Annotated in this window: 14 protein-coding genes; 10 read left to right on the top strand and 4 right to left on the bottom strand. The window is 66.9% G+C overall.

All coding sequences use genetic code 11. The annotated features are described in order from the left end of the window. Positions 1-57: 57 nt before the first annotated feature. Positions 58-489, top strand: a complete 432-nt coding sequence (locus AX681_RS00290; protein ID WP_066657962.1) for a helix-turn-helix domain-containing protein — start codon at positions 58-60, stop codon at positions 487-489. Positions 490-491: 2 nt separating this feature from the next. Here the strand turns inward: AX681_RS00290 and AX681_RS00285 are convergent, their stop codons facing one another. Beyond that, entirely contained in the window at positions 492-1,598 is a 1,107-nt protein-coding gene (locus AX681_RS00285; RefSeq protein ID WP_066681506.1) for a lactonase family protein, read from the bottom strand. A gap of 145 nt (positions 1,599-1,743) precedes the next feature. Here AX681_RS00285 and AX681_RS00280 point away from each other — a divergent pair, with 145 nt between their 5' ends. Then, the gene (locus tag AX681_RS00280) at positions 1,744-2,817 is read left to right on the top strand and encodes an AI-2E family transporter (protein WP_066656987.1); all 1,074 of its coding nucleotides are present in this window, start codon (positions 1,744-1,746) and stop codon (positions 2,815-2,817) included. Positions 2,818-2,935: 118 nt separating this feature from the next. Here the strand turns inward: AX681_RS00280 and AX681_RS00275 are convergent, their stop codons facing one another. The 3 genes from AX681_RS00275 to AX681_RS22220 form a co-directional block, all read right to left on the bottom strand. Continuing rightward, the gene (locus AX681_RS00275) at positions 2,936-3,724 is read right to left on the bottom strand and encodes an SDR family oxidoreductase (RefSeq protein ID WP_066681500.1); all 789 of its coding nucleotides are present in this window, start codon (positions 3,722-3,724) and stop codon (positions 2,936-2,938) included. Positions 3,725-3,833: 109 nt separating this feature from the next. Beyond that, positions 3,834-4,979: an acyl-CoA dehydrogenase family protein gene (locus tag AX681_RS00270; RefSeq protein ID WP_066656227.1), complete on the bottom strand. Its 1,146-nt coding sequence runs from the start codon at positions 4,977-4,979 to the stop codon at positions 3,834-3,836. 124 nt (positions 4,980-5,103) lie between these two features. Further along, the gene (locus AX681_RS22220; protein ID WP_186456931.1) at positions 5,104-5,262 is read right to left on the bottom strand and encodes a hypothetical protein; all 159 of its coding nucleotides are present in this window, start codon (positions 5,260-5,262) and stop codon (positions 5,104-5,106) included. Positions 5,263-5,442: 180 nt separating this feature from the next. Here AX681_RS22220 and AX681_RS00265 point away from each other — a divergent pair, with 180 nt between their 5' ends. The 8 genes from AX681_RS00265 to AX681_RS00235 all read left to right on the top strand — a co-directional run. After that, entirely contained in the window at positions 5,443-6,825 is a 1,383-nt protein-coding gene (locus AX681_RS00265) for a helix-turn-helix domain-containing protein (protein ID WP_066656225.1), read from the top strand. 121 nt (positions 6,826-6,946) lie between these two features. Next, positions 6,947-8,011 carry an efflux RND transporter periplasmic adaptor subunit gene (locus AX681_RS00260; RefSeq protein WP_066656223.1) on the top strand — a complete coding sequence of 355 codons (1,065 nt, stop codon included), beginning with the start codon at positions 6,947-6,949 and terminating at the stop codon, positions 8,009-8,011. Further along, on the top strand, positions 8,011-11,112 hold the full coding sequence (locus AX681_RS00255) for an efflux RND transporter permease subunit (protein ID WP_066681497.1): 3,102 nt from the start codon (positions 8,011-8,013) through the stop codon (positions 11,110-11,112). The genes AX681_RS00260 and AX681_RS00255 overlap by 1 nt, the downstream gene beginning before the upstream one ends. Before the next feature lie 28 nt (positions 11,113-11,140). Next, positions 11,141-11,692, top strand: a complete 552-nt coding sequence (locus AX681_RS00250) for a TspO/MBR family protein (protein ID WP_066662344.1) — start codon at positions 11,141-11,143, stop codon at positions 11,690-11,692. A 53-nt stretch (positions 11,693-11,745) separates the two neighbouring features. After that, positions 11,746-12,045: an accessory factor UbiK family protein gene (locus tag AX681_RS00245; RefSeq protein ID WP_066662336.1), complete on the top strand. Its 300-nt coding sequence runs from the start codon at positions 11,746-11,748 to the stop codon at positions 12,043-12,045. Between the two features lie 112 nt (positions 12,046-12,157). After that, a complete protein-coding gene (locus AX681_RS00240) occupies positions 12,158-12,664 on the top strand; it encodes a YbjN domain-containing protein (RefSeq protein WP_066662333.1) in 507 nt (168 codons plus the stop codon). Position 12,665: 1 nt separating this feature from the next. After that, on the top strand, positions 12,666-13,058 hold the full coding sequence (locus AX681_RS21690; RefSeq protein WP_156442842.1) for a hypothetical protein: 393 nt from the start codon (positions 12,666-12,668) through the stop codon (positions 13,056-13,058). Positions 13,059-13,624: 566 nt separating this feature from the next. Next, positions 13,625-14,175, top strand: a 551-nt coding sequence (locus tag AX681_RS00235) for a pyrroline-5-carboxylate reductase family protein (RefSeq protein WP_231734832.1), incomplete at its 3' end; no start/stop codon positions are given.

Raw genomic sequence — 14,175 nt, 5'->3', positions numbered from 1 at the left:
TGATTCGGTGGGGTCGAGGCGGCACCTTGCCACTTCAAGTCAACTTGAGGTCAAGCGATGTCTGCGATCGATATCAACGCGGTTGCGCGTCGGTCCGGGGTGCCTGCCTCGACCTTGCGCTATTATGAGGAGCGCGGTCTGATTGCGTCGATCGGGCGACGAGGGCTCAAGCGGGTGTTTGCACCGGGCATACTCGAACGGCTGGCGCTGATCGCGCTAGGGCGACAGGCCGGGTTCTCGCTCGACGAGATCGCAACGATGTTCGATACGCGGGGCATGGCCGTGATCGACCGCGACATGCTGTGGGCCAAAGCGGACGAGCTCGACCTGTTGATCCGGCGGCTTACCGCGATGCGCGACGGACTGCGCCATGCAGCGGCGTGCCCGGCACCACAGCATATGGAGTGCCCGACCTTTCAACGGATCGTGCGTGCCGCAGCGTCGGGCGCGCTCGGTCGGCGCGCGCAGCCGATCAAATTGCCACGCTAGCATCAGTCCGCGAGAAACACGACTCCAGGGATCGTCGGCCCCCGCTTTGGCTCCGCAAGGCGTCCTTCGGCCCCAATCGGCAGTATCGCGACGTTCCCAGACCGCTCATTGGCGACGAGCAACTCGCCGCGATTCTCGCGCAGCAGGAACAGGCGCGGCCAGTGTCCGCCGCAGCTGACATGCTGGATCAGGCTCAGCCCACCGTCACGCGCGATCGCGAACACCGCGATGCTGTCATGGCCGCGGTTCGACAGATACAGCCGTGTGCCCGCGCGGTTGACCGCGATATGCGCGCCCGAAGACGGTCCGTCGAACCCGGCGGGCAGGGTCGAGAGCGTCGTGCCCGCGGTGAAGCCGCCATCGGCACCTGCACGCAGCACCGTCACCGTGTTCGCCAGTTCGGCGAGCAGATAGGCGACCGGCAGGCGCGGGTGCCAGGCAAGGTGGCGTGGCCCCGATCCGGGCGCGGCGCGATATGCGACGTCGCTGCGCGTAACGCGCCCCGACGCCGGATCGACGCGATGCGCGAACACTGCATCCGCGCCCAGATCGACCGCGTGGAGCGTCCGCCCGTCGCGGCTGAATCCGACCCAATGCGCATGCGGCCCGGTCTGCCGCCGCTGGTTCGGCCCGCTGCCGCGATGCGCCACGCTCTGCGCCTCGCCGGCCGGCAGCCCCGTCTTGCGGTCCAGCCGCCATACGGTCACGTTGCCGCTGGAATAATTGGCGACGGCGAGCATGCCCCCGTCCGGGCTGAGCGCCGCATGGCACGGATGCGCGCCCAGTGTGGACAGGCTGTCCAGCGGCTTCAACGCCCGGTCATAAATGCCCAGCGTTCCCGCCTCGCTCTCATCGAGCAGATAGCGGAAGCGCCCGTCCCGCGACGTCACGCCAAACGACGCGTTGCGGATCGCCGCGACCGGCGCGCCCGCCGTCCAGCCATCGGCGGTCCCGGTGAGCGGCACCACGCCCGCACCGCCCCGGCTGGCATAGGTGCCCGCGATCAGCCGATCGGGCGCGGCGGCCATCGCAGCCGCCGGGCTGCCTGCAAGCGCGAGGGTGCCAGTAACGAACCCGCGGCGCGACGGGGTGAAGGAAGAAATGGTCATGGCCACTTGAAAGCCGCCTGCGCGCGCCGCGTCAATGCCGCGACGGGTACGCCGCTTCGGGAGCCGCTGGCGATGCAAAGCGTTGCGCGGTAGCATCGCAACGCCACGGCCGAAAATCCCGCACTAAAATGGAGCAACGCACCGCATGACCACCCCATCGGACCCGACCGGCAGCGCGTTCCCGACGGTCGGCCGCGTCGCTACGGTCACCGTCACGATCCTGGCGATCGTGGGCTTTGCGTGGATGCTGCTCGAACTGTCGGGCTTCCTCATGCTGATCTTCGCGTCGTTGGTGCTCGCCGCGATTTTCGGTGTGATCACTCAGGCGGTGAGCCGCTTGACCGGCATGGGGCGCGGCCCCGCGCTCGGGGTCTCGGTCATCCTGATCCTCGCCATATTCGGCGGTGCGTTCACCCTGTTCGGGTCGCAGCTCGCGGGTGAGTTCGACACGATTGAGGACAGCATCCCGCCCGCGATCGAACAGGTCCGCGCCTTTCTCGAGCGCGCCGGCCTCAGCGAGTCGGTGCGCAAGATGGTCGAACAGGGCAGCAGCGACGTGTCGCGCTTCGCCAGTCAGGCCGGCGGCTATGTGCTGACCGCCACCAACGGCATCGCCAATTTCGTGCTTGTCTTCGTCGCGGCGATCTTCCTCGCCAGCGATCCGGCGGTCTATCGCCGCGGGCTGTTGCTGCTGATGCCGCGCCGGGCGGAGCCGACCGTGGCCGATGCGATCGACGATGCCGCGCGCGGTCTGCGCGGCTGGATGGTGGGGCAGGCGGTGTCCTCGCTGGTCGTCGCGGCGTTCACCTGGGCCGGGCTTGCGCTGCTCGGCGTGCCGGCCGCAGGTGGCCTCGGCCTGATCGCCGGGCTGCTCGACGTCATCCCGATGATCGGCCCGATCATCGCCGGCGTTCCCGCCGTGCTGCTCGCCTTCACCGTTTCGCCGATTACGGCGGTGTGGACGATCGTGCTGTTCCTGATCATCCAGCAGATCCAGGGCAATTTCCTGCAGCCGATGATCCAGAAGCAGGCGGTCGACGTGCCGCCCGCCATCCTGCTGTTCGCCGTGGTCGCGGCGGGGCTGCTGTTCGGCTTCCTCGGCGTCCTGCTCGCCGCCCCGCTAACGGTCGTCGTGTTCGTGCTGGTCCAGCGCATCTATGTCCGCACCCTGTTGGGCAAGGACATCAAGATCGCTGGCCAGACCGAGGATGCGGATTAAGCGATTCTGAATCTGCGGCACCAGCCCGCTCCCCCACCCGGCCACCCATCGAAGATACCTTGTGGGTGGCCGGGTGGGGGAGCGGGCTGGTGCCGTTCAGCGAAGCTGAAGCAAAACCTTACGCGTCGATACTGACGGCCAGCGATGCGTTGACCAGCCCGCCGTCCACGACCAGCGTGTCGCCGACGACATAGTCCGACGCGCGGCTGGCAAGAAAGATCGCCGCGCCCGCCATGTCCTCGGGCGTGCCAATGCGACGCATCGGGATGCGCTTCGCCACCTCGTCGCCATGGTCGCGGGCAGCGCGGTTCATCTCGCTGGCGAACGCACCCGGGGCCAGGCTGGTGACGATGATACCGTCGCGGATCAGCCGCGCCGCCATGCGCTTGGTCAGGTAGATCAGCGCCGCCTTGGACGCGTGATAGCTGTACGTCTCCCACGGATTGAGCCGCAGCCCGTCGATCGAGGTGATGTTGATCACCTTCGACGGCGCATCATGGCTGGCGCGCGCCTTGAGCAGATCGTGCAGCGCCTGGGTCAGGAAAAAGGGCGATTTGACGTTGAGGTCCATCACCTTGTCCCAGCCGCTCTCGGGGAATTCGGCGAACTCGACGCCCCACGCCGCGCCGGCATTGTTGACCAGAATGTCGAGCTGCGGCTCGCGTTCCGCCAGCGCGGCGGCGAGTGCCTTGCACCCCTCGACCGTCGACACATCCATCGGGATCGGAATGCAGTTCGGGCCGAGTTCGGCGGCGGTCTCTTCGCACGCCGGAGCCTTGCGCGACGAGATATAGACCTTCGCCCCCTGGGCGATGAAGCCCTCGGCGATCATCTTGCCGATGCCGCGGCTACCGCCGGTGACGAGCGCGACCTTGCCGGTCAGGTCGAAGAATTTGCTGGTGTCCATCCTATCTCTCCAAGTGCGTCACCCCAGCGCAAGCTGGGGTCTTGTGCGTCAGGCCATTCGCTTTGCCGCGGGAGACCCCAGCTTGCGCTGGGGTGACGGCTTTTGGTCGCTATCCACCCCGCTTCAGCGTCTCGCGTGCGATGATCAGCTGCTGGATCTGGCTGGTGCCTTCATAGATGCGGAACAGGCGCACGTCGCGATACAGCCGCTCGATCCCGTAATCGGCGATATAGCCCGCGCCGCCGAAGATCTGCACCGCGCGGTCGGCGACGCGACCGACCATTTCGGTGGCGAACAGCTTCGCCGCCGCGCTCTCCATCACCACATCCTTGCCCGCATCCTTGGCGGCGGCGGTTTCGAGCACCAGCGCGCGGGCGGCGAGCGCTTCGGTCTTGCTGTCGGCGATCATCGCCTGGATCAGCTGGTGCTCGGCAATGGGCTTGCCGAACTGCTTGCGCTCGGTCGCATAGGCCACGCAGTCGGCGATCAGCCGCTCGGCCACGCCGACACTGACCGCGCTGATATGCAAGCGCCCCCGGTCGAGCACGCGCATCGCGATCTTGAAGCCCTCACCCTCTTCGCCAAGCCGGTTGGCGATAGGAACGGGGACATCGTCGAAGTTGACGTCGGCGACCTTCGCGCCCTTCTGCCCCATCTTCTTCTCGGGCTCGCCGATGCTGACGCCGGGCAGGTCGCGGGGGACAAGAAAGGCCGACACGCCGCGCGCGCCGGGTTCGTCGCCGGTGCGCGCCATCACCGTAAACAGTGACGCCTTGTCGGCATTGGTGATGTAGCGCTTCGTGCCGCTCAGCCGATAGACATCGCCATCCTTGACCGCGCGCGCCTTCACCGCGCCGCTATCGCTGCCGACATCGGGTTCGGTCAGCGCAAAGCTGGTGACGATCTCGCCGGTGGCGATCTTGGGCAGCCACTCGGCCTTCTGCTCGGGCGTCCCGGCCATGACCAGGCCCTGGCTGCCGATGCCGACATTGGTCCCGAAGGTCGACCGGAACGCCGGTGTCGTCCGCCCGAGTTCGAGGGCGACGCGGCATTCCTCGACCATCGTCAGCCCCAGCCCGCCATATTCCTCGGCAATCGACAGGCCGAACAGGCCGAGCGCCTTCATCTCCTCGACGATCTGCGCCGGGATCGCGTCCGCCTCTTCGACCTCGGCCTCAAGCGGGCGCAGCCGTTCGGCGACAAACCGGCGTACCGTGTCGATCAATGCGTCAAAGGTCTCGGCGTCGAGGCTCATATCCGGCGATCCTGCTCCATACCCTGTTTTCGAATCGAGGGATTAGCAGGGGCAAATCGCAGACGCAAATGCCCGCCAGGTTTCCCCGGCGGGCATCGTTCCTCCCCAGGAAGGCGGTGCCGCGTCAGCCGAGGCGGCCGAGACGGTGATAGAGGTTGGCGAACTGAACCGAGCGGGGGTCGTCGGCGATCTTGCGGGTGTAATCGGCCACCGCTTCCTTGAGCAGGGCGAAGTCTGCGGTCGAGAAGACCGGGCGGGCAGTCGCGGGTTCGGGAGTCTTCATGGATTTTCTCCTGTAAACTGTCGTGCATTCTGTATGACTCGCGAATGGCGATCCTGACAATTCTGATCAGCTGTCAGCGGGGTCACGGTGTAGATCGCGCATGACAAGGCTGTGGATGGTATGTAAATAATTGACACGTGCTGACTGAATCGAACATAGCTAGAACAAGGGCTGTAGGACATGGCTGAGCGCAAATTGTTCGCGGGGCATGCGGTGCGGCGGTTGCGGCGGGGGCAGGGGCTGACCCAGACGGCGATGGCGGAGATGCTGGGCGTCTCGGCCAGCTATCTCAACCTGGTCGAGCGCAACCAGCGGCCCCTGTCCGCCACGCTGATGCTCGGCCTCGCGCAGGTGTTCGATTTCGACCCGCGCACGCTCGCGGCGGGCGAGCCGGGTGGCGGCGAAGAGGCGATGCGGCGGCGGCTGGCAGACCCGTTGTTCGCCGATATCGAGATCGACCGGAGCGAACTCACCGAATGGTTGGCCGGAGCGCCCGGCGGGGCGGAGGCCTTTGCGCGCGCCTATGACCGGATCGGCGCAGGCGGCACGGTGGCATCGGGAGACGCCGAGGATCCCGGCGCTGCGGTGCGGCGTGAGGTCGAGCGCTGGCGCAACCATTTCGCCGATCTCGACGCCGCCGCCGAAACGCTGGCCGACGAGCTGCGTATCGCATCGAGCGACCCGTTCGGCGCGATGGCGGAGCGGCTGCGCGTCAAGCACCAGCTGTCGATCCGCGTCCTGCCGATCGAGGTGCTCGCCGGACTGCGCGTCCGCCTCGACCTCCACGCGCGCCAGCTGCAACTCTCCGAAGCGCTCGATCCGCCCAGCCGCGTCTTCGCGCTCGCGCGCCAGCTGGCGAGCGAGGCGCGAACCGAAATCGACGCCCTGGTACGCGGCGCCGGCTTCGCCGACCGCGTCGCCGAGCGGCTCTATCGCCGCCATCTGGCGGGCTATTTCGCTGCGGCGGTGATGATGCCCTATGCCCGCTTCCTGCGCGCGTGCGAGGCGACCGGATACGATCTCGAACTGTTACGCCGCCGTTTCGGGGCAAGCGCGGAACAGGTGGCGCACCGGCTGACCACGCTGCAGCGCGTCGGCGCGCGCGGTCTGCCCTTCTTCATGCTGCGCATCGACCGGGCGGGGCAGGTGTCGAAGCGCTTCGCCGGGGCGAGCGGGTCGCCTTTGGTCGAATCCGTCGTGCCGTGCCCGCTGCTCGACGCCTATGCCGCCTTTGCCCGGCCCGATGAGCGGATCGTGCAGCTGGTGCAGCTCGAGGACGGGTCGCGCTGGTTCACCAGCTCGCGCTGCGTCGCCCCGCCGGGCGGCTGGGCGGGGGCAGTGCGCGCGCGCTTCGTGGTGACGCTCGGGCTGGCGGCGGAGGCGGCGACTGGGCTGGCGGCCGCGCGCGGGATCGACTTCGGCGGGGAGGCCGTGCCGGTGGGCCTGGGCTGCCGCGCCTGCACCCGCGAATGCCCTCAGCGCAGCGCACCGCCGACCGGTCGCGCGATGCTGGTCAACGAACGCGAGGCGGGGGTATCGCCATTCGGCTTCGCCGCCGACTGACCGGCGCGTTCCGATTGGAAACACAGCGTTTCTTCGCAGATGCGATGAAGGCTGACACAGTTTTGCGACAAGTTGGTTGGAATAGTTGATGTTCCTCCCGGTTGGTGTAGCGCACTTCCCCATGCGAATGATTCTTGTCCTGGCGGCCGCGGCTGCGGCTCTGACTTCCTGCGGCGGCGGCGATGCTGCGCAGAAAAAGGGGCGGGAAGCCCCGCTTGTGACTTTGGGCGCGGTTCAGTCGGCACGCTTTGTCGAGCGCATCGATGCCGTCGGTACTGCCCGGGCGAACGAACAGGTCACGCTGACCGCCCCGGTGACGCAGCGGATCGTGCGCCTCAACTTCGACGACGGCGCCTATGTCAGCCGGGGTCAGGTGATCGCGGTGCTGGAAGCCGGGCAGCAGAACGCCCAGCTGGCGCAGGCACAGGCCCGCGCCCGCGAAGCGCAGCAGCAGCTCAACCGGCTCGAGGAACTCAAGAATCGCGGCTTCGCGACGCGCAGCGCGGTCGATGCGCAGACCGCGCTCGCCGGTCAGGCCAATGCCCAGGCGGCCGAGGCACGCGCGGCGATCGGCGATCGCGTGGTGCGCGCGCCGTTCGGCGGCTGGGTGTCGCTGCGCAACATCTCCGCTGGTGCCGTGGTGAGCGCGGGGACCGAGATCGCGACGGTCAGCGACGTCAGCCGGATCAAGCTCGACTTCACCGTGCCCGAAACCCTGCTGGCGCAGGTGCAGCCGGGGCAGGCGATCGTCGCGGTCGCCGCGGCCTATCCCGATCAGCCGTTCCGCGGCACGGTCGCGACAATCGATCCGGTGCTGAACCCCCAGACGCGCGCCGCCACCGTCCGCGCGGTGCTCGCCAATGGCGACCGCAAGCTCAAGCCCGGCATGCTGCTGACCGTGACGATCGAGGCACAGGCGCGCACGTCCGCCGCCGTCCCCGAACTCGCGGTGGTGGGCGAGGGCGAGCAGAGCTTCGTCTTCGTCATTGAAAACGGCAAGGCGAAGCGCATCCCGATCCGCACCGGCTTGCGCCAGAACGGGCTGGTCGAGGTGACACATGGCCTCAAACCCGGCCAGCGCGTCGTGACCGAAGGCGTGGTCAAGATTGCCGAGGGGCAGCAGGTCCGCACCGCCGGGCCGGGCAATGCCGCGCCAAAGGGTGCCGGCCAGGCCAAGGGTAACTGATGCAGATTTCCGATCTCTCGGTTCGCCGGCCCGTCTTCGCGGCGGTGTTGGCGATGCTGCTGACGATCATCGGCATCGTCGGCTTCCTCAGCCTGTCGGTGCGCGAATATCCCGACACCGACCCCCCGGTCGTGTCGGTCGAGACCGCCTATACCGGCGCCGCGGCGAGCGTGATCGAGGCGCGGATTACCCAGCCGATCGAGGAAGCGCTATCGGGCATCGAGGGGATCGAGACGATCACCTCGCGCTCGCGCGATGGCGTGTCCGACGTGTCGATCGAGTTCCGCGCGGGCCGCGACATCGATTCCGCCGCGAACGACGTGCGCGACCGCATCGGCAGCGTCGCCGAGGACCTGCCCGAAGAGGCGCTGGCCCCCGAAGTGCGCAAGGTCGATGCCGACAGTTCGCCGATCCTGTTCCTCGTCATCTCGCGCCCCGGCTGGTCGCGGCTGGAACTGTCCGACTATGTCGACCGCAACCTCGCCGACCGCTTCAGCACCATTGACGGCGTCGCACGCGTGTTCGTCGGCGGTGAGGCGCGCCCGTCGATGCGAATCTGGCTCGATGCGACCAAGCTCGCCGCGTTCGGCCTGACCCCCGCCAATGTCGAAACCGCGCTGCGCAGCCAGAATGTCGAACTCCCCGCCGGCCGCCTCGAGGCGCAGCAGCAGAACCGCACGCTGCGCGTCGAACGCCCATTCGGCAGCGCGGAGAGCTTCGCCGGCCTGATCGTCGGGCGCGGCGAGGACGGCTATCTCGTCCGGCTCGGCGATGTTGCGCGGGTCGAGGTCGATGCCGAGAACCCGTACAGCGCGTTCCGGATGAACGGCCAGTCCGCCGTAGGCCTCGGCATCGTGCGCCAGTCGGGCGCGAACACGCTGGAGGTCGCACAGGCCGCCAAGGACGCGGCCGAGGCAATGAAGCCGGATTTGCCCGAGGGCATGACGATCACCGTCGGGTCGGACGATTCGCTGTTCATCGGGCGCGCGATCGACAAGGTGTGGCAGACTTTGGCCGAGGCGGCGATCCTGGTCGTCCTCGTCATCTTCCTGTTCCTCGGCTCCTGGCGCGCGACGCTGATCCCGGCGGTGACGGTGCCGATCTGTCTGCTCGGTGCCTTTGCGGTGCTGTGGCTGTTCGGCTTTTCGATCAACCTGCTCACCCTGCTCGCGCTGGTGCTCGCAATCGGCCTGGTCGTCGACGACGCCATCGTCGTGCTCGAAAATGTCTATCACCGGATCGAGGAAGGGGAGACCCCGCTCGTCGCGGCGTTCAAGGGCACGCGGCAGGTCGGTTTCGCGGTCATCTCCACCACGCTGGTGGTGTGCGCAGTGTTCGTCCCGATCTGTTTCCTCGCCGGTCAGACCGGGCTCTTGTTCCGCGAGCTGGCGGTGGCGATGATCGGCGCGGTCGCCTTTTCCGGCTTCCTCGCGCTCAGCCTCACGCCGATGCTGTGCTCCAAGATGCTGAAGCAGGAACAGCGCGGCCGCTTCACCGGCTGGGTCGATGACCAGTTCCGCAAGCTCGAGAATTTCTACAGCCGCTGGCTCGACCGCGCGATCCTCAAGCCGCTGCTACCGCTGATCGGCGTGCTCGCCTTCCTGTTCGCCGCGGGCGCGGCGTTCGTGACGCTTCAGTCCGAACTCGTGCCGGCCGAGGATCAGGGCATCGCACAGGTGCAGATCAGCGCGCCCGAAGGCACCGGCTACGACCAGATGGACGCCTATATGCTCGGCGTGCAGAAGAAGATGCTGCCGCTGGTGGATGAGGGCACGGTTCGCACGATCATCACGCGGACCCCCGGCGGCTTCGGCGCGAGCGACGATTTCAACAGCGGCGCGTTCATCGTGTTCCTCAGGCCGTGGGAAGAGCGCGAGCAATCGACGCAGGACATCGCGCAGCAGATCAACCGCATCCTCGCCAACGAACCGGCGGTGCGCGGCAACGCACAGGTCCGCTCGGCATTGGGACGCGGTCGCGGGCAGCCGATCAACTTCGTGCTGGCGGGCAACACCTATGAAGGGCTGGCCGCCGCGCGCGACCGGATCATTGCCGCCGCTGCCGCCAATCCCGGCATCATCAACCTCGATTCCGACTACAAGGAAACCAAGCCGCAGATGCGGATCGAGGTCGATACCACCCGCGCCGGCGACCTCGGCGTATCGGTCAACGACGTCAGCCAGGCGCTGCAGACCCTGCTTGGTTCGCGCCGCGTCTCGACCTATCTCGACCGGGGCGAGGAATATCGCGTGATCGTCCAGGCGGATGCGGAGAACCGCTCGACCCTCGCCAACCTCGCGCAGATTCAGGTGCGCGCCCGCGATGGCTCGCTGGTGCCGCTGTCCAACCTTGTCACCACCCGCGAAGTTTCCGGTCCGCGCGATCTCGGCCGCTATAACAAGCTGCGCGCGATTACCCTGTCGGGCGGCGTCGCGCCGGGCTATTCGCTGGGCGAAGCGCTGACCTTCCTCCAGGAACAGGCAGCGCAATCGCCCGAAGTGCTGGCGGTCGGCTATCGTGGCGAGAGCCAGGCGTTCATCGAGACCGGCGGGTCGATCCTGCTGGTGTTCGGCCTCACCATCCTGATCATCTACCTGCTGCTCGCCGCGCAGTTCGAAAGTTTCGTCCACCCCGGCGTGATCATCATGACCGTGCCGCTGGCGGTCGCGGGCGGCATGTTGGGCCTGTTCTTCTTCGGCAAGACGCTCAACCTCTACAGTCAGATCGGCATCGTCATGCTCGTCGGCCTCGCGGCGAAGAACGGCATCCTGATCGTCGAATTCGCCAACCAGCTGCGCGACGAGGGCAAGAGCATTGCCGAAGCGATCCGCATCGCATCGGCGCGGCGTCTGCGCGCAATCCTGATGACGTCGATCGCGACGGCGGCGGGCGCGGTCCCGCTGATGATTGCCAGCGGGGCAGGGGCGGGCGCACGCTCGGCGATCGGGGTGGTGATCGTGTTCGGCGTCATGCTGGCGACCTTGATCACCTTGTTCCTGATCCCGATCCTCTATAGCAGGCTTGCCAAGTGGACCGGTTCGCCGCAAGCCGTGAGCCGGGAGCTTGATGCGGCGATGGCGTCGCCGCAACCGGCCGAATAGGCTGGGTTACAGAACTGGGGAGCGGGGAATGGAGATTGCGTCCAAGGGACAGTTGCGGCTGGCGTTTCTGCGCTGGGCAGTGGTGACTGTCCCGTTCATTCTGTTGCTCGGTTTCGCGTCCGCCCGCATCGCCCCGACCGGCGCCGAAAACCTGTGGTATCAGATGCTGCAAAAGCCGGCGCAGACTCCGCCCGACTGGGCGTTCCCGGTGGCGTGGGCGGTCATCTATGTTCTGATGGGCCTGGCGCTCGCGATGATCATCAACGCGCGCGGCTCGACGCTGCGCGGCCCGGCCTTGGTGCTGTTCGCGGTCCAGATGGGCGCGAACCTCGCCTGGTCGCCCTTGTTCTTCGGCATGCACCAGCCCTTCTGGGCGTTCGTGCTGATCGGCGTGATCCTGGTGCTGGCGCTGGCGACGACGGTGATGTTCGGGCGAATCCGCATCGGTGCGGCGATCCTGATGGTCCCGTATCTGGCCTGGCTGTGCTTTGCCGGATGGCTGTGTTTCCAGATCGATCAGCTCAACCCGAATGCCGAAACCCTTGTCCCGGCGCAATCCGCGCCCCAAATGAGTATCTGAATTGGCTTCAGCGATGCTGAAACGGGTGCGGTGAGGCCGCGAAGGAACAAGACATGCAGAGCGACAACCGCATTTTCGACGATTTCGTGAAGTTCGTGAACGGCGCGGCCGGCACCATGGCCGGCATGGCGCGTGAGGGCGAGAGCGCCGCGCGTGAGCGGTTCAAGAGCTTCGTCGGCGGCATGGATTTCGTCGCGCGCGACGAGTTCGAGGCGGTGAAGGCCATGGCCGTGGCGGCGCGCGACGAAAATGACGCGCTGCGTGCGCGGATCGAGGCGCTTGAGGCAAAGCTCGCTGGCGGCGCTGCACCGGCTAAGGCGGCGAAGCCCAAAAAGGCCGCGCCCGACGCCTGACCGGCGCCTTTTCCACATCTATTTCCGCCGCGTTTACGCTATGCTGCTTGTGCGGCGCGGCGTAGCTTGGCACCAACTGCGCCAGGCAAGGGCCGGGCGGAGGACGACCGGAATGCTCGACGAGAGCGAATACGAACGCGACGATGACGCCGCGCCGATCGACATGCTGGAAAGCTACTTCGCGGCGCATGGCTGGAGTCATACGCGCGAAGAGGATGAGGTCGTTGCCAAGGTAAAGGGCAGCTGGACCGAGTATGAGCTGCGCGCGATCTGGCGCGAGGATGACGGCGTGCTGCAGTTTCTGGCGTTCCCGGATGTCCGCATCCCGGACGAACGCCGCGGCGCGATCTACGAAACCATCGGCCTCGTCAACGAACAGCTCTGGGTCGGCCATTTCGAACTCTGGTCGTCCAGCGGCATCCTGCTCTACCGCCACGCCGCGGTGATCCCCGGCGACGACGGCGCAGCGATCACGCTGCAGCACACCGAATTGCTGGTCGAGAGCGCGATCGACGAGTGCGAACGCTTTTACCCGGTGTTCCAGTTCGTCCTGTGGGGCGGCAAGACCCCCAAGGAGGCGATCGCCGCCGCGCTGATCGAAACGCAGGGCGAGGCGTAGGGTGCGCTCGCACCTGGAGTTTCGTGCCGCGAGTTTGGTAGATGAAGAATTAGCGAATGATGAGCCAGCGGGGGAGACTGCGGCGCGCTTCCTGGCCGCCACGCTGCCTGAACATGGTTTTCCCGTTCTCGACGTTTTCGAAGAGGATTGGGGATGGTGTGTTCGCATTGCGAATGAGACATTCCCGTTATGGGTGGGCTGCGGCTCCTATCTCGATTCATCCGGACACCTTTGGTTCATCGAACCATCGAGGCCATATGTCAGACGCTGGCTGAGGCGAATTTCCACAACTGAGGTCATCGAAAGACTAGCTTCGGTATTGGAGGAGATCGTCCCATCCGTGCCGGATGGAGCAGACCTGCGCTGGTGGACCGAAGCGGAAATTTCTCGCTGATCGGATAGGCTGACGCCTTGGTCCGCCCTTCACTTGCGCCGTCGGCCGGATGATCACCGTACTGGCGTCGTGATCAGAAAGCCGGTCGCCGCGCCGCCGTCCGGCGCGACCCTGAGCATCAGGCGGGTTTGCCGCTCGCGTCTTGCAGCACCACCACCGATGCCGTGTCGCGCGACTGCCCGACAAACGCATACGGCCTGCACCCTTCGACCCACCGGGGGGGCGGATCGCGCGACAGCCGTTTGCCCTGAGCTTGTCGACGGGCCGCAGCCTGCCGTCGGTGAACGCAGAAACGGCGCTTCGACAAGCTCAGCACAAACGGGGATCTAGCCGGGTAAATGCGCGATACTATAAGGCGTTGCTATCACGGACCTTTATCCTCACCGCCAAAATTCGCTTTCCTACAAGCACCCCCCTCGGCATATCGCAGAACGGACGGCACACGGGCTCGCCCGATGGCCACCTCGCCAGCCTGCATCCCATCCCGCGCCGGGATGCGCGATAGTGTAAAGCCAGTGTAAACTTCCGCCCGGCGTTGCCCCGGCGGCCAATGTCCGGAGGCCCGATTGTCCAATCCCAAGACCCTGTGGCTGATCGGGTGCGGCAATATGGCCGGGGCGATGCTGCGGCGCTGGATCGCGGCGGGCACGGTGCGGGGGGCGGATGTGTTCGTGCTGAACCGCAGCGACCGCGAGTTGCCCGATGGCGTCCGGCAGGGGCGGGTGCTGCCCGATGGCGCGCTGCCCGACGCGGTGATGCTTGGGGTCAAGCCGCAACAGATCGACCAGATCGCCGAACAGATTGCCGAGCGGATCGCCGGCGTGCCGCTGCTGGTGTCGATCCTCGCCGGGGTCGAGGAAGCGGCGCTGGCGGCGCGGTTCGATTGCCGCGCGATCATCCGCGCGATGCCGAACCTGCCGGTCGAGATCGGCAAGGGCGTCGTCGCGCTGCACAGCGACAGCGCCGCTGCCACCGCGCGGGCCGGGGCGGAGGCGCTGATGGCCCCGCTGGGCCTTGTCGAATGGGTCGATGTCGCGCGGTTCGACGCAGTCACCGCACTGGCCGGCAGCGGCCCGGCCTTTGTCTATCGCTTCATCGACGCGCTGGCTGCGGCGGG

The sequence above is a fragment of the Sphingomonas sp. CCH9-E2 genome (assembly GCF_001557215.1).
Taxonomy (GTDB): Bacteria; Pseudomonadota; Alphaproteobacteria; order Sphingomonadales; family Sphingomonadaceae; genus Sphingomonas.
The sequence above is the reverse complement of the archived record's forward strand: the minus strand, read 5'-3'. Positions and strand labels throughout refer to the sequence as shown.

Excerpts from the sequence above, each read along its gene's own strand:
- AX681_RS00285 (WP_066681506.1), bottom strand. The coding sequence starts at position 1,598 with ATGACCATTTCTTCCTTCACCCCGTCGCGCCGCGGGTTCGTTACTGGC.
- AX681_RS00265 (WP_066656225.1), top strand. The coding sequence starts at position 5,443 with ATGGCTGAGCGCAAATTGTTCGCGGGGCATGCGGTGCGGCGGTTGCGG.
- AX681_RS00270 (WP_066656227.1), bottom strand. The coding sequence starts at position 4,979 with ATGAGCCTCGACGCCGAGACCTTTGACGCATTGATCGACACGGTACGC.
- AX681_RS00260 (WP_066656223.1), top strand. The coding sequence starts at position 6,947 with ATGCGAATGATTCTTGTCCTGGCGGCCGCGGCTGCGGCTCTGACTTCC.
- AX681_RS00255 (WP_066681497.1), top strand. The coding sequence starts at position 8,011 with ATGCAGATTTCCGATCTCTCGGTTCGCCGGCCCGTCTTCGCGGCGGTG.
- AX681_RS00240 (WP_066662333.1), top strand. The coding sequence starts at position 12,158 with ATGCTCGACGAGAGCGAATACGAACGCGACGATGACGCCGCGCCGATC.
- AX681_RS00250 (WP_066662344.1), top strand. The coding sequence starts at position 11,141 with ATGGAGATTGCGTCCAAGGGACAGTTGCGGCTGGCGTTTCTGCGCTGG.
- AX681_RS22220 (WP_186456931.1), bottom strand. The coding sequence starts at position 5,262 with ATGAAGACTCCCGAACCCGCGACTGCCCGCCCGGTCTTCTCGACCGCA.
- AX681_RS00290 (WP_066657962.1), top strand. The coding sequence starts at position 58 with ATGTCTGCGATCGATATCAACGCGGTTGCGCGTCGGTCCGGGGTGCCT.
- AX681_RS00275 (WP_066681500.1), bottom strand. The coding sequence starts at position 3,724 with ATGGACACCAGCAAATTCTTCGACCTGACCGGCAAGGTCGCGCTCGTC.
- AX681_RS00245 (WP_066662336.1), top strand. The coding sequence starts at position 11,746 with ATGCAGAGCGACAACCGCATTTTCGACGATTTCGTGAAGTTCGTGAAC.
- AX681_RS00280 (WP_066656987.1), top strand. The coding sequence starts at position 1,744 with ATGACCACCCCATCGGACCCGACCGGCAGCGCGTTCCCGACGGTCGGC.